Origin of the sequence: Sulfurimonas sp. NWX79, assembly GCF_039667035.1 — a bacterium.
GTDB classification, from domain to species: Bacteria; Campylobacterota; Campylobacteria; order Campylobacterales; family Sulfurimonadaceae; genus Sulfurimonas; species Sulfurimonas indica.
In genome coordinates this window covers 81,178-101,816 of record NZ_JALCZL010000002.1, presented here as the reverse complement: position 1 = coordinate 101,816, position 20,639 = coordinate 81,178, and the positions used below count along the sequence as shown (strand labels likewise).

Genomic DNA, 20,639 nt, shown 5'->3' with positions numbered 1-20,639 from the left:
GTATGCTATAATCTTTTTTATAAAATGTCAAGCAATGAATAAGGGTATGTATGTTAGATATGCAGCAGAAGATAAAAATTTTTAAAGCATTGGGGAATGAAACACGATTTCTTATTTTTAAAAATATATTTACAGGTGGTTATACCTGTTCCATTGATAAAAAAGACCCAAATGTTCAGGTAAGCCCTCATGCAACATGTGTAAGCACTATCGCTGAGCATTTTAACTTCTCTTTACCTACTATTTCAAAGCATTTAAAAGAGTTGCGTGAGGCCAATATTGTCACTATGGAGAAAAAAGGGAATAAAATCTATATTGAACCAAATATTGAAACAATACGAGAGCTCGGCAGTTGTTTTAGTACACTCGTTGAGAATTTTGAAAACAACCGAGAAGCCTTTTTTGGAGAAGTAACCCTCAGCTGATTATTGCTTGCGAAAACGTATCATTTTAAAACGCTCACCCAAAAAGTTTGGCATGATAAGGATTTTTGCTTTTTCTAACTCTTGTTTATAGATCTTCTCATCTGCATTTTTTTGAAGCATCTCCAAAAGTTCTAAAAGTCCCATATCAACAAGAGCCACCATCTGTGCTTTAAACTCTACAAAATCAACTCCAGCTTCAATATAAGCATCTTTTACATGCTCAAAGGTCACATCATAGGTAATATCACTCTTTTTAAAAAGCTGTTCTCTTGGAATGTAATCTTCATTATCTTCAGGGAGAAAAAAAGGAAGTACTTTATGTTTCGTATAGACACGCAGTGAAAAATCTGGTCGAGCCTGCATCTCACCATAATCAAAGCTCATAAATTCAAACTGCTCTGCAGCTCCTGCCATCTCACGTGCAAACTCTTCATAGCCAACAGCTATCTCACCTCTGTCTTTATGGTACTTTTTCGCTTTTTGCTCTACCCAATCATCTTTTTGATCAAATATCACTTCATGATCTTCAACTCGTGCCACATCACCCTTGAAGTAGAGTTCACAAGGAAATGCATCAAATATCTCATTTGCAATAAAAAAAGCATTCTCGACATGCATCTCACGCAGAGATTTATAGTGTGTGAGCTTTACAACATCACCAAAACTCTCTGCAAAATATTCTCTCTGTTGCCTCTGCAGATCATCAAAACGCTCAATGATGACAAAGTTAAACGAAGAGAGCAATGCCGGTCTTAACGTATAAAGAAACTCACACACATCAGCCAAAAAGTAACCATGATGCGCACCAATCTCACAAATCGTTGCATCAGGCTGTAAAAATCCCTCATCCACCAAAGCAATGATATGCTTGGCAATGGTACCACCAAAAAACTTGCTTGTACTTACTGCTGTATAGAAGTCACCCTCTTTCCCTATGTTTTTATAGGTCGTATAGTAACCATCTTCACCATAGAGCCACTCTGTCATATATTCACTGAATTTCATCTACTCTCCACTATTTACATACATCTCATAGAGTGTTAACAACTCTAACTGCTTGTCTATCTCATATATCTCTGTATCTATATTTTGTATCTCCAAAGAGTTTTTGAGCGTATCGACATCGTACTCTGTCTTGTACCCTGCAGCAAAAAGCTCTTTTGTATCACGAAGTAACTTACTATAGAGTTCTTTGTTCTCTTTTGAAAGTGCTATTTTCTTGTCAAAGTTTTCAATATTATGCATGACCTGTTCAAAAAGAGCCTGCAGTTCTCTTTGTTTGTCTTTTTTAAGTAGCTGTGCTTTGAGATAATCTACACGTGCTGATTCAATATCACGAAATGTATTGATATCCAAAGGAACAGTTGCCCGAAAACCATAATCATAATAATTTAACTCGTTCGAACTGTCAAAGAGACTACCACCAGCATAGAACTGCTGCCCACTGCTTTTACTCCAGTTATACCCGGCTGTGATGTTTACGCGAGGAAGATACTTTGCGACACGCACATCTTTAGCATATCTGTTTTTTTGAATCTCAGCATCTCTTTGTTTAAGTACGATATTATGTTTGATAAACTGCTCTGGTGTCAAATATTCAAGATGTGGAATCCTTGCTGTTTTATAGTCCAGATCACTCAAGGTCTGAAACTGTGTCACAAGTTTTTCTTTTACTGTCTCTATATCATAAAGTGTCTGGATGACTATATTTCTTTGAATGATTGCATTGTCCAAGAAACCAGAATCCAGCTGTCCACTAAGATACTGCTCTTTTTTCTGTGCCAGATTTATTTCGGAGTTTTTGATTAAAAGTTTCTGTTTTTTTACTTTTAAAGCAGTCTGCTTTATCTGCATAAGCAGTGCTACGGCATCTTTTATCATCTTTCGTTTTGCAACATCAATGCTGTAGTCCGAATAGCGCCTGCTTGCATTGGCAAATTTGATACCATAATAGATACCACCACTTTGAAAAATCGGTTGGTCCATCTTAATGGCAGCACTCTCATTTTGCTGCTCTTTTTCATAGGGTTTTGAGCGTGAAAATGAGTAGTTTATATTGAGCGGTGCTATCCATGAATCACGCAGTTTTGAGCTCTCTGCTGCATTCTTTTCATAATCATACCCAAATGCATCTTGCTTGTATTTTGAGATATAAGCATCTAAACTTGCATTGTTCTCATTGGCAAAAAGACTAGAGCCCAGAAACAGCAGCAGTGAGAGCTTTAAAGCCTTCATCAATTTCCTCTTTTGTAATTGTAAGTGGTGGTAAGAAACGAAGTGTGTTTCTTCCGGCTTTAAGCACCATCACTCCATTTTCTCTTGCACTATTGATGATATTTGACAAAGTCTCGGCATCTTTTACACGGAGTCCACACATCATACCAAAGCCGACTTTTTGAGTAAAAATATCTTGATGTTCTTTGTAAAATGCTTCAAGAGCTTGGTTGAAAATCAAAGATGTACTCTCCAAATCACCGCTCTTTTTTAGCTCATCGAGAATATCAACTACTTCACATACTGCACGAGCTGAGAGATAGTTTCCTCCAAAAGTTGAGCCGTGATCACCTGCTGAGAGCACATTTTTAAGTGTTGTCATAACTATACCGACAGGAACTCCTCCAGCAACACCTTTTGCTAAAGTAATGATTTCAGGTTCAATACCATAAGCCTGAGAAGCTGTAAATTCACCTACACGATAACATCCAGTCTGTACTTCATCAACGATAAGCGGAATCTCTTTTTCTTTAAGCAGTTTTTCCAGAGCCTGCACTTTTTCTTTGTCTTGCGGTTCAACACCACCCTCACCTTGAATCAGCTCTATCATTACAGCTGCTGTATGGTCATCTAAAAGAGATTCTATCTCATCAATGCCATCGGCATAAACAAAACCATCAGGAAACGGTCCAAAGTAGTTATGCATAGACTCTTGGCCTGTTGCTTTTACGGTTGTAATTGTACGCCCATGAAATGAGTGGTTGAGTGTAATGATTTTATAGCGTTTTATCTCTCCATCACGTTCACCGTGCTTACGTGCTATCTTAATAGCTCCCTCATTTGCTTCTGCACCGGAGTTTCCAAAGAAACACTGCATATCATAGCCACTTGCCTCTACCACTCTCTGTGCTGCTTTAGCCTGCGGCGCAATATAGTAAAGATTTGAGATGTGTGTTATTTGTGAGACCTGCTCACACAAAGCCTGTGCAACTCTTTTGTTGGCATGTCCGACAGAAACCACACCGATTCCCGAAGTAAAATCTATATATTTTTTCCCATCTGCATCAAAAAGTGTTGCATTTTCACCTTTTACAAACTCAACATCTGCTCTCGCATATGTCGGCAACACATATTTTTTATCTAGCTCTTCTATATTCATAAAAATCCTTTAATTTACTTTTTCAATTCTGACAAAATTCTCTTGACAGATTGCACTTTTACCTTCATAGGAATGTTTTGAAGTCGTTAAATTGTTTACGCCCTTAGTCCCGCTGTAAATAAGAACACAATCCTCACGCAAGTCATCATTCAGCTTTACCGGCAACTCTACTTCACCTACATTTGAGATAAGTTTTACCAACTCACCCTCTTTATATCCTAGAGCACTGTGAAGATAGACATTCTCTTCTCTGTAAAATTGAGAATTGAGTGACTTCGGTGATTTGACAGTGATAAGATAGAACTCATTTTCTTCGACCTTTTGCGGTACTTCAAATTCTTCTAAAAAAACAAATTCACCATCATCCGTATCAAAGCCCTCTTGATAAGGTATTGCTTCACGCTTTTCTACTTCAAAAGAGCCATCAATCTTCACGACAGCATGATTTTTAAAGTGTTCAAGATACTCAGCCTCACTTTTTAGCGCAATATCATACTCTTTGGCTAAAAATACCGCTAAATCATACTCAGATATCCCAATATCACTCTCTTGCTGTTGATGCATTAACATCATGCCGTTATGTGAATAAGATGTTCTGATATCATCTTTTTCTAAAAATGTTTTGGCAGGAATGACCAGATCTGCGATCTCACTTGTCTCATTCTCATACAAACCAAAATAGACAACATTCTCAACATGTTCGATACTGTCTCGCACTCTGTTTGAGTCTGGCATCTGAGAGAGTGGGTTTGCACCTTGGATAAAAACTGTTTTAAACTCATCAAAAGGCGTATCTACCTTAGAGACTTTTTTTGCTTTACTGAGATCAAATGGCATCTTTATAGCCTCTTTTGAATTACCTAGATAGGCAACACCACACCCCTTTTTTCCAAAAAGACCAAGACCTACGGCAAAAGCATCGATAGCACGCATAACATCTGCACCGTCACGATACTTCTGAATACCGACACCACAAACGATAGCCGTCTTTTTGCCGACGACAAGATGTAAGAAATCACCAATCTGCCCAAGTGTCATACCGATATCTTCAAGTATCGCTTTAATACGAATCGTCTGCGTAAGTTCATAATAATCTTCATGCTCACTTGCAAACTCTTTTAAAAATGCATCATCACACGAATCTTCAATGTGCAAAAAACGGTACAGAAGCATCGCTAAAAAGATGTCAGTATGCGGCTTGATCTGAATATGCAGATCTGCCATCTTTGCAATCTTTGTCTTTACAGGATCAATAACAATAACTGTCTTGTCTTTAATGAGCGGTAAGAGATGTGAAGATGTTACGTGAGGGTTTCTTCCCCAAAAAACAATAACTTCAGACTTTGCAATCTCAGAGAGTGGCATATTTTTATTGCTTCCTCTGCCTTCAATGATTCCCGCTTCTCCTGCTCCGTCACAAAGTGATCCCTCTGTAACATACGTTCCCATTTGAGCAAAAACATGCTCTGTTACACCCTGCATCAATGCGAAGTTTCCACTACTACGATAACAGAGCGTTTCACTCTTCAGATTAGCATCAAGTATCTCCTTGAGTTTAGCAAGAGCCTCATCCATACTAATCTCTTGACCTTTATAACGAGCTTTTTCTATTCTTGCATGAGCATCATAATGGTTAATATGAGGGCATAAAAAACCATTTGTATGTCCGTCTTTAAAAGCTTTTAGTTTGCCATCATCATAAACAATGCCACAGGCATCATAACAATCCAATGGACAAGCCGTAATACTACTTTTCATCTTTTTGTCCTTTAAACTCAACTTTTACCAATTGAGAGAAAACTTTTGGTGCATTTATAGCAATTTGTACTTTATACTTTGATATATTGATACTGTCTGCAATATTTAAGACTCGTAAAATCTTATAATTACTCTTTTTGTCATCAATATAGATAATTTTATCTTGAATATTTTGTAATTCATCTGTATCTACATAAACTGTCAGCAGTGCTTTTGACATATCTGCTACTCTTGCTAATGGAGTACCAATATTGACAACCTGTCCCTCTTCAACATCAATAGAATAGAGTAAATAGCCCTCTTGTATAGCTTTTTTATCTCGTATGTTTTTTTGCAGCTGTATCTCACGCAACTCTAGGTCAGCAATGGAGTTTTTCAGTGAGTTTACCTCTTTTTGTGTTGCGATAAATGAGTTCTCACTTACAATCAAATCATAGAACTCTCTATCTTTATCAATACGGGATTTTATTTTTAATGCTTCTGTTTTTTTAAAATTTGCTCTTTTTCTTTTAAGTACTTCTTTTAAATTTTGTAATATCTCTTGATTTAGTTTCAGTGTATCTTTCAAACTTATGAGTTTTTTTCTCACATCTGCTAGTTCTGCTGTGTCAATTTCAGAATCTATAAGAAGAAACGGCTTTTTAGAGAGCTTTTTACCCAGCATATTTTCATCAATAAAAGTCACTTCTCCAATGACATTCGATGTAATTTTTTTAAACTTGTAAGGTTGTACTTTTGAGTAATAGACCTCACTGAGTAAAAGTTGTGAAGTTAAAAATAGATAGAGTAGTATTCTCACTTAATTATGCCTTCTTTTTAATTTTAATAGTTTCTATTTTAACATTTCCTAGCTAATATTCAAGCATATTTCATTTTATTTTTGCTACTATTAAGGCATATTTAACGAAAAGGTATTTAATGTCTGTATTAGATAATGTTGATGCTGCTACAAATCTGGCAAAAAACAACGAACTGCAACTTTTGGTATTTCGTGTAAGCGAAAAAGAGGACTCTGCATACTATGCTATCAATGTTTTCAAAACAAGAGAAGTCGTTGAATCAAAAAATCATTTCTTAACACAGATACCTTCACCACATCCTCTTTTAGAAGGCACTATCATTCTTCGTGGTCTGCAGATTCCTATATTAAACCTACCGGCATGGCTAGGGGTGACTCTTACAAAAGAGGAGATTGAACGCTCAAATATCTTAATATGTGACTTTAACGGCGTGATTATCGGTCTTCGTATTATGTCTGCATATAGAGTTATCAAGAAAAACTGGAATGAGATGCATGCCCCTGATAGTTACAGACTTAAAGAAGATGGTGTTGTCATGAACGATACACGCCTGGAAGACGGCTCACTCTGTTTGATACTTGATTATGAAAAACTTCTTGCAGATGTGCTACCACAAGCACTTGTTGATGTAGACAGAGATACAGAGATGCTTAAAGACATAGATCTTCCTGATAAGCTCAAATTTGGAACAGTTCTCATTGCAGAGGACTCTAAAACGGCACAAAGACATCTTGTACAACTCTTCGCACGTGCAAATATTACTATGAAACTTTTTGACAATGGAAAAAAACTTCTTGATTATATCAATGAGCTCGATGAAGCACAGATTGAACAAGTCTCTGCTATCATTACAGATATTGAGATGCCGGAGATGTCAGGATTTACTGTTGTTAAACTCTTAAAGTCAAATCCAAAAACAAGCAATATCCCAATCGTTATAAACTCATCAATGACAGGTGACAATAATAAACGTGAAGCAGAAGTCCTTGGAGCAGATGGCTTTATCGATAAAACAAAAAGCCATAACATCATCCCTCTTATCGCTTCAATCATGAAAAAAACTGCCCAAGCGTAGTTTTTTCTTTTTTCTTTTTTCTTTTGTTAATTTTTCAAAAATCTATAAAATAATTACGTCGAATAAATTTAAAGAGTGATGTAAAGTGCCCTGAAAGAAATGCCCTTGGGGTACAAGGCGCTGATGACGAAGCGTACTTTCGTATGCGCTGTGAGTGAAACGAGGAAGTACTCTTGGGGTATGAGAAAGAAGCAACGCAGCAAGTGCGTCGCTATTTACATTTTAGTTATTGAAAGAGTGAGATTAATACTCCGGCTGCTACGGCTGAACCGATTACACCCGCAACATTAGGCCCCATCGCATGCATAAGAAGCATATTCGTTCTATCATACTCCATACCAACTTTATTTGATACACGAGCTGCCATAGGAACTGCAGATACACCTGCTGAACCGATAAGTGGGTTAATTTTATGACCTGGGAAAAGATTCATAATCTTAGCCATAAGTACACCTGCTGCAGTACCAACAGAGAATGCAACGATACCAAGAACCATAATAAACATAGTCTCAGGTACTAAGAACTGATCTGCTGCCAGTTTAGAACCAACACCAAGACCTAAGAAGATCGTTGTAATGTTGATAAGTGCATTTTGAAGCGTATCATTCAAACGCTCAACTACACCTGACTCTTTTAAGAAGTTACCAAACATAAACGCACCGATAAGTGGTGTAGATTCTGGTAAAACTAAAATCGCAAGAACAAGTACTAAAATAGGGAAAATCAGTTTCTCTAAACGAGATACGTGACGTAGTGTACTCATTTTGATTTTTCTCTCAGCTTCACTTGTTAACGCTTTCATAATCGGAGGCTGAATGATTGGTACCATCGCCATATATGAGTATGATGCAACCGCAATCGCTCCAAGAAGCTCAGGTGCAAGTTTTGTTGCGATAAAGATAGATGTCGGACCATCCGCTCCACCAATAATTGAAATCGCAGATGCTTGCTGCAGTGTAAAGTCAACAAGACTAGCTTGAGAGAGTGCAACTGCACCAACAAGTGTACCAAAGATACCAAATTGCGCAGCACCACCAAGAAGCGCTGTTTTAGGGTTAGATAATAGTGGACCAAAATCTGTCATCGCACCAACACCCATAAAAATGATGATAGGGAACATTTCATTCGAGAGACCCATCTGATAGATGACTCCCAAAAAGCCGTGATCTCCTGCGATACCAGCTACCGGAATATTGGCTAAAAGTCCACCAAAAGCAATAGGTAGGAGTAAAAGTGGTTCAAAACCTTTAGCAATTGCAAGCCAAAAAAGTAAAAATGTTACAAGAATCATAATTACACGGCCTAAACCTTTATGAAAATCACTCATTGGCTGACCAGTTGCACTCATCTCATCCTCACGTGGATTTACAAGTGCTACGATACCTGTTGACTCCAAGAATCCTGTTATCATCTCTGAAAAAGGTTTAGATTGATAATTCTCTTCTTTATGCGTTGATGATACTTGCTGTTCTGTTGTTGCATGTTCTGATGCAGCAGCATTTGCAGAAAATGCAAATGCAAAAAGCATCAATGATGCAAGTAGTTTAATTACAATATTTTTCATCTGCTTATCCTAAGACTGCTACGACTTGACCTTCTACAACTTTATCATTTGTAGCTACATTGATAGATTTGATTACTCCACCTTTTGGTGCAACAACATCTATCTCCATTTTCATAGACTCAAGAATCATGATTACATCACCTTCATTAACGCTCTGACCTGGATTCGCTACGATTTTCCAAACATTACCCGGAAGTAATGCTTTGATATCTACACCTTCACCTGATGCTGCTGCTGGAGCCGCTGCTGCTGGAGCTGCGCTTTCACCATTTACTGCAGTTACTTGGATATCTGCATCACCTTCTGCTACTTGAACACTAAATTTTTGACCATCTACTACTACTGTATAATTTCCACTACCCATATTTGAACTTCCTTCTTCACAATCTTTTTTCATTTCTGAAATTTTACGTACGTTTAATTCGCCTTCACCTTTTAAGAATGCGATACCTTTTTCCTGACAAGCTGCTGCGATAAAGATATTTTCTTCAGTGATCTCGATATCTTCATCTTTAAGTCTGTTAATCCAGCTCTCTAAAGATTTTGCAGGATCAGCATCAGCCAGATCTAAAGCTTTTTCAGTTGTTGGCTCAAGTTTTAACTGCTCTGAAGCAATTTTAACTATCTCTGGATCTGGTTCAACCGGAGTTTTACCAAAGTATCCAAGAACCATTTTTCCATAACCTGGAGCAATTGCTTTCCAAGGACCTTGCATAACATTGTTGAGTGCCTGTTGGAAATAGAACTGTGAAACCGGTGTTACTGATGTACCGTACCCACCTTTTTCTACAACTTCCTGCATTGCAGCAATTACTTCTGGGAATTTTTCCATAATACCATTGTCACGCATCATTTGCGTATTTGCAGTAAGTGCACCACCTGGCATTGGAGAGAATGGAATAATAGGAGAAACCATAGTCGCCTCTGGCGGCATAAAGTAATCTTCAAGACATGCTTGAAGCTCTTTTTCATATGTAAGTATCTTACCAAGCTCTAAACCACCAAGGTCATAGTTCATTCCCTTAGTTGCATGAAGCATAGTTAAGATATCTGGTTGACTTGTCCCACCACTCACAGGACTTGCTGCCATATCGATACCATCAACACCAGCTTCAAGTGCAGCCATGTAAGCAGCTACAGAAACACCGGCAGTTTCATGTGTATGGAGACGAATATGTGTATCATCACCTAAAAGTTTTCTAGCCATTTGAATCGTTTCAAAAACTTTTTGAGGGTTTGAAGTACCACTTGCATCTTTAAAACAGATACTGTCATATGGAAGTCCACTGTCTAAGATATCACGAAGTGTTTTTTCATAGAACTCAACCGTATGTGCACCATGGCATCCTGGTGGGAGATCCATCATTGTAACAACAGCTTCATGCTTAAGACCATGATGTGTAATTCTCTCAGCTGAGTATTTCAGGTTTTCTACATCATTTAAAGCATCAAAGTTACGAATAGTCGTTGCACCATGCTTCTTAAACATTTTTGCATGCAGGTCAATAAGCTCTTTACTACCAGTATCAAGCATTACTGTATTTACACCACGAGCAAGTGTTTGAAGGTTTGCATCTGGTCCAACGATCTTACGGAACTTGTCCATCATCTCAAATGCATCTTCTCTCAGGTAAAAGTAAAGCGATTGAAATCTCGCTCCTCCACCAAACTCGAAGTGAGTAATACCAGCCATTTTAGCCGCTTCAACTGCCGGAAAAAAGTCATCCATTAATACACGACCACCAAAAACTGACTGGAAACCATCTCTAAAAGTTGTATCCATTACATCTATATATTTCTTAGCCATTATAATCCTTAACCTTGTCTATGGTGTGCAATTGCTGCTGTGATTGCTGCAATTATTTTCTTATTGTCTTTTTGTGCACCTGCTTGTTGCATATCCGCACTTGGCTGTGGCTCAGGGAAAAATTTATGTATTACATATGACATTAAATTCATAAATAATATCATTATAATTAGGAATGCGAACACTGTTCCCATTCCTAAAAACATAAATTTAACTCCCTCTATTACGAGGTTAGTCTCCATAAAATTACCTTTATTCATAATTTGTGCAGGTAGTATAGTACAAAGATGTTTAAAGAAAGTTTTTCTTTTACTTAATCTTTTTTAATATTAGAATTCTGTTACTTTTTCGAAGTCTAATCTTTAATTGATATCTTTTTAGATAAAATACTTCTAAGAGAGATAATTTTTCAAGGATTTAACAGTTATGATAGCAGGAATGTATGAACAAGATTTTATTGCATATATGATATTTGGACTTATTCTCAACTTTGTTATGTCGATGATGTTTGGAGTCTATCTAAGCAAAAATATCGGCATGCAGGAGATGATAGAGTCCAAAGGAAATAAAGAGCAGTCCCTGCTTGTTCGTTTAAGTCTTTTTATTCCTTATGCAAAAATGTTTATCACCCTCTACAGAGTAGCTATCTTACAGTTCTTCTTTTTAAACAAAGGCTACACACATAAAGAGTTTTGGATATATATGACAAGTGAGCAGGAAAAAAGTTCCTAAAAAGGCAAAAAATGGATGACTTTAAATTAAAAGTGCTACTCAGTATATTAGGGGGAATTGCCTTCTCTTTTATCTTTATACTGCTTGCCTTTATTCTACCGCCTCAAAAAGAAGAAGTTCAGGTTATCACAAAACCGAAAGGAAAGCTTGAACAGATTTCACAGTCTCTACGTGAGAGATAAAACCCTTAAAGAGAGTTTTTTATCTGTATAAGTTTGATTGTGTCATAGGCACATTTTGGACGAAGTTTTATTGCACATACCTTCAAAGCTTCCAAGCATATAAGCAGGTACTCTAGGTCATCTTTTTTCATAAGCTCATAAAGAAGCACTTCAGCATCTTTTATACGAAGATTTCGGGCTACGCCCAAGTTTTTATGTGCAAGGTCTCTAAAAAGTGTATAATCTAACTCTATCTGATTTGCTTCAGAGTGCTGCAATTTTTCCATATACTCATCAAATTGAATGATCGCTTTTATTATCTGCGCCACATAATCATCCACTAACTGCTCTACCATCTCTTTATCGAGTCCTAGTTCAGCAACAGCTTCTTTTGTATCATACGTATAATTTTGTATCTTAAGATGTGCTAATTTATCTGAAAAGAGAGTATTGCACACTTCTGTAGCACTCTTCTTTAAAAGTTCAACATCATTTGATTCTGCTTCTTTTACAACTGGTTTACGGAAAAAGTTTAATTTATGTAACATAGAAGAAACATATCATATTTCTGTGTTAAAAGTAAATAAAAAGTAAACTAAAAATGGAGAAATAGAAAAAAAACGAATGGGTGCTACAATTACACCCATTCAAAAAAATTATATTGCTTTTGTGATTATGCGGTTGAGTCGCATTGCGAACTCTGCTGTATCATCAAGTTCTCTACCATCAAAGAGTTTTGCCTGATCAAAAAGAACATGCGCAGCATCTTCAATGAGGTTCTGGTCACTTGACTCTTTGAGTTTTGCAATAAGCTCGTGTTTCGGATTGATTTGTAAAATCGGTGCCGGCTCTTCCACATCACCAGCTTGACCCATCTGTTTCATCATCTGAGCCATCATAAATGCCGGATCATCTTTATCAACTTTGAGTGCCACAGGAGAGTCTGTTAGCTCAGTTGTAACCTCGACCTCTTTGACAGCATCACTTAGAGTAGTTTTGAACTCTTTTGCAAGTCCTTCAAACTCTTTTACAAGCTCCTCTTTAGCTTTTTTCTCTTCTTCGCTCTCTTCAAATTTTGCATCAGCTACTGGGATGAGTTTGTACTCTTTGTATTCTGTTACCATTGGGAAGATGATCGTATCTACCTCTTCATTAAGCAAGAGTACATCAATACCACGCGCTTTAAACTTCTCTAAAACAGGAGAGTGTTTGAGCATATCAACAGATGCTTTGTTTGCAAGGTAGTAGATCTCTTTTTTCTGACCCAGGTCACCCTCTCTGACTTCGTCATTCACCTTGTCTTCATCTACATTTTTAACAAACTCAGTAATCGTTGTCATTTCATCAGAGTTAAGCGTGTGGAATTTGAGCAGCTCTAAAATCTTCTCACGGTTTGCAAAGTCGTTATAAAGCCCCTCTTTGAGTACATTTCCAAATTCTTTATAGAAAGTATCATATTTCTCTGGCTCTTTTTCCATCATTTTTCCAAGCTCAGAGAGTACTTTTTTCACTGATGCATTTCTGATTTTTGCCATTACTGGATTTGACTGCAGTATCTCACGTGAGACATTCAGAGGCAAGTCTTTAGAGTCAATCACACCACGTAAGAAACGCAGGTATGTTGGCATAAGCTCTTTGTCATCATCAGTGATAAATACACGGTTGATGTAGAGCTTCACACCTGGTTGATAATCAACTCTGTATATATCCATCGGTGCCTTACTTGGAATGTAAAAGAGTGTCGTATACTCTATAGCACCCTCAGCTTTATGGTGCATCCATTTAAGCGGCTCTTCATTTGAGTGTGCCAATGTTTCATAGAATGAGATGTAATCTTCATCTTTTAGCTCACTCTTAGGAAGTGTCCAGAGTGCATTTGCAGAGTTGATCTGTACATTTTCGATCTCTGTTTTACTTGGTTCGATCTCTTTACCGTCATCATCTGTTTTTGCAGGAATGAACTTCTCTTTGTCCATAAAGATTGGGAATGGAATGTGATTTGAGTACTTTTTCACGATCGCTTCAATGCGATACTCTTCTAAGAACTCACTCTCATCATCTTTGAGATGCAGTGTAATCTCTGTACCATGTCCCTCTTTTGTAGTCTCTTCGATCTCAAACTCACCACTACCGTCACTTACCCATTTGTAAGCCTTCTCTTCACCCGCTTTTTTCGTAACAACCTCTACTTTGTCAGCGACCATAAATGCAGAGTAAAATCCAACACCAAACTGACCGATAAGATGAGAGTCAACTTTTTGATCTCCCGTAAGGTTCTCTAAAAATGCTTTTGTACCAGACTTGGCAATCGTTCCGAGGTTGTTCATAAGATCCTCTTCATTCATCCCGATCCCGGTATCTGCAATTGTTAAAAGTTTTGCATCTTTGTCACGTTTAATGTCGATACGTGGATCAAACTTTACCCCTTTATATTTTTCATCTGTTAAAACCAACATATTGAGCTTGTCAAGTGCATCCGATGCATTTGAGATAAGCTCACGCAGGAATATCTCCTTGTTTGAGTAAAGTGAATGTATCATTAATTGTAAAATCTGATTTGCTTCTGTTTGAAATTGATGTTTTGCCATTTTCATAATCCTTTTAATTTTTTAGAGAATTTTAGCAAAAAAAGCTAATAGTTGCAAGTTTTATCAAGAAAGTTTAGTGAATTTGACTAAAGTTACTTTAGTTTTTCCATCTAATTCATCTGGTTTTCTTTTTTTTGGTTATAATCTTATTATGAATAAAGAGTATATAAACCTTATAGAGCCGACGCCAAAACTGCACTCAAAAAAATGTAAACTGATTGCACTGCTGTTGCGCATTTTTTTACAGTATGCCATCTACCCTTTTGGCTTGGCTGTATGGTACTTTTATGACTACTTTATTGCAGGTGCTGCTTTTTTGCTTGGCTTTATCATCATTGGTATCATTCGAGCGAAACTGAGAAACTCGGTCATACCGCTCACGCAACGTGAATACCACTACAGTGATGCAGCCATTGCGGACTGGTACAGTGCCAAAATCTTATGCATGGAGGAAGAAAATGATAGAAAATAAATTTACTGAGGCGATGGACTTTCGCCACGCCTGTAAGGTCTTTGATGAAACAAAAAAGATCCCTGATGAGGAGATGCATTACATCTTGGAGATGGGAAGAAAATCTCCTTCTTCTTTTGGAATGGAAGGGTGGAAGTTTTTAGTCATCACCAATCAAAAGATTAAAGAGAAACTTCGTCCGCTCTGCTGGAATCAGCCACAGATTACTTCTTGTTCTCATTTAGTTGTCATTTTAGCTGCCATTGAGAGTCTCAAACCTCAAAGTGGTATACCTTTAAAAAGATTTGAGCGTAGAAAGATGCCACAAGAGAAACTTGATTCCTATCTAGATCTCTATGCAAAACATCTACAAAAGACACTCAGTTCTGATGAGAACATCTACTGCTGGAGTACACAACAAACCTACATAGCAGCGGCAAATATGATGAGTGCAGCTGCATACATCGGCATAGACTCTTGTCCTATAGAGGGTTTTGAGAAAGATAATGTTGAAAAAGTCCTCGAACTTGATACGAAAAAATACCAAGTAGCACTCATACTGCCTTTTGGCTATAGAATCAAACCACAACCATCACAAATGAGACTTTCCTTTGATGAAGTTGTCGAGTTTATAGAGTAACTTTATGACCGGTGGATTTTTTGCAATATTTGATGACATTGCTTCGCTTTTAGATGATGCAGCAGCGATGAGTAAAGTCGCTACGAAAAAAACAGCCGGCATCCTCGGTGATGACTTAGCCGTCAATGCGCAAAAAGCATCCGGTTTTGCAGCCTCACGTGAGCTTCCGGTTCTTTGGGCCATAACAAAGGGCTCATTTCGAAATAAACTCATCATCTTGCCCATTGCCTTTTTATTCTCAGCCTTTGCACCATGGACAATTGTCCCCATCCTTATGCTTGGTGGTATCTACTTGGCTTATGAAGGTGTGGAGAAGATCTATGAATACATAGCAGATCATAAAGAGAGCAAGAAAGAAACTCAAACTGAGCTCAGTGAAGATGAAATGCTAAAAATCGAAGCCAAAAAAGTAAAATCCGCTATCACAACAGACTTCATCCTCTCCATTGAAATAGTCATCATCGCTCTTGGAACTGTACTAGAACAATCTCTTATGATTCAGATCATTGCTGTTACAGTAGTAGCCTTTTTAGCAACCATAGGCGTCTATGGTTTTGTAGCCCTACTAGTACGTATGGATGATTTCGGGTTTACTCTCATAGAAAAAGCTCAAGATGAAAAGAGCTTCATCCATAAAATCGGCCGTCTGTTAGTAATATCACTACCAAAAGTCATCCGAGCCCTCACAGTCATAGGAACATTTGCAATGCTACTCGTTGCCGGTGGCATCTTTATGCATAATGTTCATCAGATACATGAAGTACTCCACTTTATGCCATCACTACTTGGAGAACTTTTTGTTGGGATTATCGTGGGAAGTATGGCATTTGGAGTACACCTTACTTATATAAAACTTTTTAAACAAACACATATTAAAACTTAAGGGATATTATCTCCTTTTAATGACAATGAAATTTAATTTTGTGATTTAGAGTTGTTTCGGATATAATGTTTGTTAAATTAATATTTACTCTGGACGCTACGCATCCAGAGCAACGAGGTGCAGTTATATTTAAAAGGAATTATACATGACAACTCAAGATATTATAAGTTTATTAGAATCAAATGGTTTTAAATTAAGCGAAGAGAATGATATTCAACATGGAAAACAAATAAAATTTACAAATGGTTCTATAATTAATGTCTTCAATAGTGGAAAAATCACTCCTCACTCCTATGGAGTGGTATAAACCACTCAAAAATGCTTCTATTACAGAACTCAAAAACTATAAATTTATCTGTATGAATACAGGCATAGAATGGGAATCTATTGATTATCACCTCAATATAGAAAGCATGCTTGAAAATTCAATGCAAGATGTTGCATAGGAATATAGTCAATTATACTTACTTCACATAACACAAAGAGTAAGCTACATCTGTCTCAAACCAGATTTTCATTGCCTCTTTTATGCCAAGTTCTTTTCTTGTATCTTCTTCTAAATTTTTCGAGATTTTCATCACGCCCTTATTAAAGATATATGGCATTGAGATGGTTTTTTCTTTATCATCATATTGAAATTTTACGATAAAAAGACCTGTTTTTGGTTTTCCTTTGATGCGTTTGTTTGGTTTATAGTCAAGGACTTCTGCTGAGAGTTTTTTTGCTTTTGCAGGCACTTCAACTTCAAGCTTTGCACCGACAAAAAGCTCACGAAAGTTTTTTCCGACTTTTTCATTTGGTGTGTATTTTACTGTTTCGAGTTTTACATCATTGTAACCGACTTTTACGATACCGCTTTGCGTGAGGGTGCACCCTCCGATTTTCCCCATTTCAACTGCGTAAAGTGATGAGATAAACAACAAAATCATTAAAAATATTTTCTGCATAAATAGTTCCTTACTATTTTTTTATGATTATATCATAAGCCCCTATTAACCCCCTAAGTGCTATTATTACAAAAACTAAAAAAAGTAAACTGTTTATGGCATTAATCGACCTGCAAAAAGTATCAAAACACTATTCGGCACAAAAAATTCTTACAGAAGTTGACTTTCATGTTGATGAGGGTGAGCGTATCGTTATCATCGGCAAAAATGGAAGTGGAAAATCTACTCTTATGAAGATAGTCAATGGTTCTTTGGAACCTGATGGCGGTAAACGCATTGTCCAAAATGACCTTGAGATCAAGATGCTCGACCAGCGTCCAGAGTTTGAAGAAGGACACTCTGTGCGTGAGGCTGTTGAAGCAGGACTTACAGAGATAAATGCTGCAAAAGAGCGTTACAATGAGCTCTCTTACCTGCTTGCAGAGGATTTTGAAAACAAAATCTTACTTGATGAGCATGAAAAGCTTTCACGCTACATCGAACATCACAATGCCTGGAACTTAGATGACAAGATAGAACGTATCATCCAACACTTTCAGCTAAAACCTTACGAGCACAAGCCAGTAGCACTGCTCAGTGGTGGAGAACAGCGCCGTGTCGCACTTGCATCACTGCTCCTGCAAAAACCAGATGTCCTACTCCTTGATGAGCCTACCAACCACCTTGATGTCTATATGGTTGAATTCTTAGAAGAGCTTTTACTCAAGGAAAAGTTTACCCTTGTCTTTATCTCTCACGACCGTTACTTCATAGACCGTGTTGCAACAAAGTCTGTGGAGGTTGAAGATTGTAAACTGCGTGAATATCGTGGCGGATACAATGACTACCTGCAACAAAAACAGGAGTACCTCAGAACCCTGCAAAAACAGCATGAAAATCTCTTAGGACTGCTCAAGCGTGAAAATGAGTGGTTTGCAAGAGGTGTAAGAGCACGTCTGAAGCGTAATGAAGGACGAAAAGAGCGTCTGATGCAGTTGCGTGAGGCTGCAAAAACAAATCCGACAAAGATTCGCAAGATGAGTGTTGAGTTGCAGCGTGAGGCAAAGCATTTTAACCGTGACAAAAGTGTCAATAAGCAAAAAATGCTCTTTGAAGTAAAAAATCTAGGGCTGAAACTCGGTGACAAAGAACTCCTGCGTGACTTCTCAACAAGAATCCTCCAAAAAGATGTCATCGCTATCGTCGGACCAAACGGCAGTGGAAAATCAACCCTCTTAAAGGCTCTGCTTGGGCGTATAGAGCCAACAAGTGGAAAGATTAAACGTGGAGAGTTCAAAGTTGGCTATTTCGACCAGCATCGTGAGATGCTTGATGATGATAAAAACCTCATCGAGACTTTCTGTCCGCATGGAGGTGATAGAGTCAATGTACGTGGCAGTGACCTACATGTTTACGGATATCTTAAAAACTTCCTCTTCCCACGTGAGTTTTTAGACAAGAAGATAGGTGTTCTCAGCGGTGGCGAGAAAAACAGAGTTGCCCTTGCCCTGCTCTTTACACAAGATGTTGATATCTTGATACTCGATGAGCCTACAAATGACCTCGACATCCCGACTATCAACATTTTAGAAGAACAGTTAACAAACTTTGCAGGTGCCGTCATTATCGTTTCTCACGATAGATACTTTGTTGACAAGATTGCAAAAAAACTCTTTATCTTTAAACCAAACAAGACCATAGAAGAGTCTTATCAGGACTACTCTGAGTACCTTGAGTTGGAAAAAGAACTCCATGAATTAGAAGATATGGAGAAAGAGGCAACAACAGTCAAACCAAAAGAGCAAAAAAGAGAGAAACCAAAAGTCCTCAAACTCACCTACAAAGAAAAAATTGCACTTGAGAAACTCCCCTTAGAGATAGAAGAGTTAGAGCTGCTTATGGAAGAGAAGAACAACTGTTTAGCAGATCCTAACTGCTACGAGGAGATCAGCATTACTGCGCTTGCAAAAGAGTTGGCAGATATAGAAGCAGAGTATGAAGAAAAAGTAGAAGAACTGTTGACGATTCAAGAAAAAGAGGAAGAGATCAATGCGCAAGAGAACTAAAAATGCCCACTATAAACAACTCTTCGTTTTTGCCTTTGGTTTACTTCTTTGGTTTTTACCCACTCCTGCTGGATTAACACCAGAAGCATGGCACCTCTTTAGCATCTTTATCTCTATTATCTTAGCAGTCATCATTGAAGCAACTTCTATCTTCACAGCTTCCATCATCGGTCTTGGCTTTGTTATCATAACCCATACACTTACTGCAAAGCAGGCATACAGTGGATTTTCCCAAGGCTTTATCCTTCTTATTATCGTTGCTTTTTTAATCGCTCGTGGCGTTATCAAGTCAGGTCTTGGTAAACGCATAGCCTTTTTAATCATCAAACGTTTTGGTAAATCCTCTCTTGGACTTGGATACTCCATAGTAGCTGCAGATATGTTCATCGCTCCTGCATTTCCAAGCAATACTGCCCGCTCAGGTGTCCTCTACCCAATTGTGCAGGCTCTCTCTTCGGATAGCGGCTCGAAAGTAGCCGATGGCACACGAAAAAAGCTTGGATCTTACCTTATGATGACTTCCATGGCAGGACTTACCATATCTTCAGCTATGTGGCTTACAGCAATGGCTGCAAATCCTGCCGGAGCGAAGATGGCAAAAGAGTTTGGTGTTGAGATAAGTTATGGTTCATGGGCTCTTGCATCACTGGCACCTTCACTTGTAGCATTTATTGTCATTCCATGGCTGCTTTTTAAAATCTTTCCACCCGAACTCAAAGAGACTCCTGATGCTCCACGTATTGCCCAGGAACAATTAGAACATATGGGAAATGTTCATAAAAATGAGTATATTATGGGCTTTACTTTCATTGCTATGATAACACTTTGGATATTTTCAGACTCACTGGGTCTTGACAAAACTGCCATTGCTTTTTTAGGTCTTGGCATCTTAATGCTGAGTAATATCTTTACACTCGATGACCTAGCACATGAAGGGCGAGCGCTTGGAACACTCATCTGGTTTGGAACGCTCTATGCCATGAGTAGCTATCTCAATGAATTTGGCTTTATGTCATGGCTTGGTGCCCATATCTCAACACTTATCATGGGACAGAGCTGGGTGATAGTCTATGTAGGACTTGTGCTTGGTTATGTCTTTATACACTACTTTTTTGTATCACAAACAGCACAAATGCTGGCTCTTTTTTCTGTATTTTTAGGTGTTGGTGTGAGTGCTGGAGTACCCGTAGAGATGCTTGCACTTATGCTTCTTTTTGCAACGAACTTCAATGCAGTCATCACACCGCAAGGATCTAGTGCCAATGTCATTTATCTGAGTTCTGGATATATTGAGAGTCGTGAGGTTTATAAATACGGAGGGCTTGTAACACTTGCCAACACCATTATCTATCTTGGTGTTGGAACTGCGTGGATGATGCTTATTTTATAG

General features: G+C 37.9%; 21 protein-coding genes. 10 read left to right on the top strand and 11 right to left on the bottom strand.

Translation table 11 applies throughout. The annotated features are described in order from the left end of the window. Positions 1–50 precede the first annotated feature (50 nt). Positions 51–425 (top strand): metalloregulator ArsR/SmtB family transcription factor, encoded by a 375-nt coding sequence (locus MNY27_RS01525; RefSeq protein WP_152183800.1) that lies wholly within the window; start codon positions 51–53, stop codon positions 423–425. Here the strand turns inward: MNY27_RS01525 and MNY27_RS01520 are convergent, their stop codons facing one another. From MNY27_RS01520 to MNY27_RS01500, 5 genes are read right to left on the bottom strand one after another with little or no spacing between them, the layout of a single operon-like run. Beyond that, complete coding sequence (locus MNY27_RS01520) at positions 426–1,430, bottom strand: SAM-dependent methyltransferase (protein WP_152183801.1); 1,005 nt, start codon at positions 1,428–1,430, stop codon at positions 426–428. Next, positions 1,431–2,660 carry a TolC family protein gene (locus tag MNY27_RS01515; RefSeq protein ID WP_152183802.1) on the bottom strand — a complete coding sequence of 410 codons (1,230 nt, stop codon included), beginning with the start codon at positions 2,658–2,660 and terminating at the stop codon, positions 1,431–1,433. It lies immediately after the preceding gene. Further along, on the bottom strand, positions 2,617–3,798 hold the full coding sequence (locus MNY27_RS01510; protein WP_152183803.1) for an aspartate aminotransferase family protein: 1,182 nt from the start codon (positions 3,796–3,798) through the stop codon (positions 2,617–2,619). Before MNY27_RS01510 ends, MNY27_RS01515 begins: the two co-directional genes overlap by 44 nt. 9 nt (positions 3,799–3,807) lie before the next feature. After that, positions 3,808–5,556 (bottom strand): molybdopterin-dependent oxidoreductase, encoded by a 1,749-nt coding sequence (locus MNY27_RS01505; RefSeq protein ID WP_346391785.1) that lies wholly within the window; start codon positions 5,554–5,556, stop codon positions 3,808–3,810. Next, positions 5,546–6,355 (bottom strand): HlyD family secretion protein, encoded by an 810-nt coding sequence (locus MNY27_RS01500; protein ID WP_152183805.1) that lies wholly within the window; start codon positions 6,353–6,355, stop codon positions 5,546–5,548. Before MNY27_RS01500 ends, MNY27_RS01505 begins: the two co-directional genes overlap by 11 nt. Positions 6,356–6,474: 119 nt before the next feature. On the opposite strand from MNY27_RS01500, the gene MNY27_RS01495 reads away from it, so the two are divergent. Next, positions 6,475–7,431: a chemotaxis protein gene (locus MNY27_RS01495; RefSeq protein ID WP_152183806.1), complete on the top strand. Its 957-nt coding sequence runs from the start codon at positions 6,475–6,477 to the stop codon at positions 7,429–7,431. A 226-nt stretch (positions 7,432–7,657) separates the two neighbouring features. Here MNY27_RS01495 and MNY27_RS01490 read toward each other — a convergent pair whose 3' ends face one another. The 3 genes from MNY27_RS01490 to MNY27_RS01480 are packed head-to-tail and all read right to left on the bottom strand — an operon-like array spanning position 7,658 to position 11,044. After that, the gene (locus tag MNY27_RS01490) at positions 7,658–8,995 is read right to left on the bottom strand and encodes a sodium ion-translocating decarboxylase subunit beta (RefSeq protein WP_152183807.1); all 1,338 of its coding nucleotides are present in this window, start codon (positions 8,993–8,995) and stop codon (positions 7,658–7,660) included. Between the two features lie 4 nt (positions 8,996–8,999). Beyond that, entirely contained in the window at positions 9,000–10,802 is a 1,803-nt protein-coding gene (locus MNY27_RS01485) for a biotin/lipoyl-containing protein (protein ID WP_152183808.1), read from the bottom strand. Between the two features lie 8 nt (positions 10,803–10,810). Then, positions 10,811–11,044 (bottom strand): OadG family protein, encoded by a 234-nt coding sequence (locus MNY27_RS01480; RefSeq protein ID WP_152183809.1) that lies wholly within the window; start codon positions 11,042–11,044, stop codon positions 10,811–10,813. Positions 11,045–11,228: 184 nt separating this feature from the next. Between MNY27_RS01480 and MNY27_RS01475 the strand changes: the two genes are divergently transcribed. Both MNY27_RS01475 and MNY27_RS01470 read left to right on the top strand, forming a co-directional pair. After that, positions 11,229–11,534 (top strand): hypothetical protein, encoded by a 306-nt coding sequence (locus MNY27_RS01475; RefSeq protein ID WP_152183810.1) that lies wholly within the window; start codon positions 11,229–11,231, stop codon positions 11,532–11,534. Positions 11,535–11,545: 11 nt separating this feature from the next. Beyond that, on the top strand, positions 11,546–11,716 hold the full coding sequence (locus MNY27_RS01470; protein WP_188109452.1) for a hypothetical protein: 171 nt from the start codon (positions 11,546–11,548) through the stop codon (positions 11,714–11,716). A gap of 5 nt (positions 11,717–11,721) precedes the next feature. Here MNY27_RS01470 and MNY27_RS01465 read toward each other — a convergent pair whose 3' ends face one another. Continuing rightward, positions 11,722–12,243, bottom strand: coding sequence for a hypothetical protein (locus tag MNY27_RS01465; protein ID WP_188109453.1), 522 nt, complete (start codon positions 12,241–12,243; stop codon positions 11,722–11,724). 108 nt (positions 12,244–12,351) lie between these two features. Further along, a complete protein-coding gene (gene htpG, locus MNY27_RS01460; RefSeq protein WP_346391784.1) occupies positions 12,352–14,283 on the bottom strand; it encodes a molecular chaperone HtpG in 1,932 nt (643 codons plus the stop codon). Between the two features lie 151 nt (positions 14,284–14,434). Here htpG and MNY27_RS01455 point away from each other — a divergent pair, with 151 nt between their 5' ends. From MNY27_RS01455 to MNY27_RS01440, 4 genes are all read left to right on the top strand, one after another. Next, positions 14,435–14,755, top strand: a complete 321-nt coding sequence (locus MNY27_RS01455; RefSeq protein ID WP_152183812.1) for a hypothetical protein — start codon at positions 14,435–14,437, stop codon at positions 14,753–14,755. Beyond that, positions 14,745–15,374: an NAD(P)H-dependent oxidoreductase gene (locus MNY27_RS01450; RefSeq protein WP_152183897.1), complete on the top strand. Its 630-nt coding sequence runs from the start codon at positions 14,745–14,747 to the stop codon at positions 15,372–15,374. The genes MNY27_RS01455 and MNY27_RS01450 overlap by 11 nt, the downstream gene beginning before the upstream one ends. Positions 15,375–15,378: 4 nt before the next feature. Continuing rightward, positions 15,379–16,257, top strand: coding sequence for a DUF808 domain-containing protein (locus tag MNY27_RS01445; RefSeq protein ID WP_346391783.1), 879 nt, complete (start codon positions 15,379–15,381; stop codon positions 16,255–16,257). A gap of 257 nt (positions 16,258–16,514) precedes the next feature. Beyond that, positions 16,515–16,703 (top strand): DUF2442 domain-containing protein, encoded by a 189-nt coding sequence (locus tag MNY27_RS01440; RefSeq protein WP_152183814.1) that lies wholly within the window; start codon positions 16,515–16,517, stop codon positions 16,701–16,703. Between the two features lie 18 nt (positions 16,704–16,721). Here MNY27_RS01440 and MNY27_RS01435 read toward each other — a convergent pair whose 3' ends face one another. Further along, complete coding sequence (locus tag MNY27_RS01435) at positions 16,722–17,204, bottom strand: hypothetical protein (protein ID WP_152183815.1); 483 nt, start codon at positions 17,202–17,204, stop codon at positions 16,722–16,724. A 95-nt stretch (positions 17,205–17,299) separates the two neighbouring features. Here MNY27_RS01435 and abc-f point away from each other — a divergent pair, with 95 nt between their 5' ends. Further along, positions 17,300–19,249 (top strand): ribosomal protection-like ABC-F family protein, encoded by a 1,950-nt coding sequence (abc-f, locus tag MNY27_RS01430; RefSeq protein WP_152183816.1) that lies wholly within the window; start codon positions 17,300–17,302, stop codon positions 19,247–19,249. Next, a complete protein-coding gene (locus tag MNY27_RS01425) occupies positions 19,233–20,639 on the top strand; it encodes a DASS family sodium-coupled anion symporter (RefSeq protein WP_346391782.1) in 1,407 nt (468 codons plus the stop codon). Before abc-f ends, MNY27_RS01425 begins: the two co-directional genes overlap by 17 nt.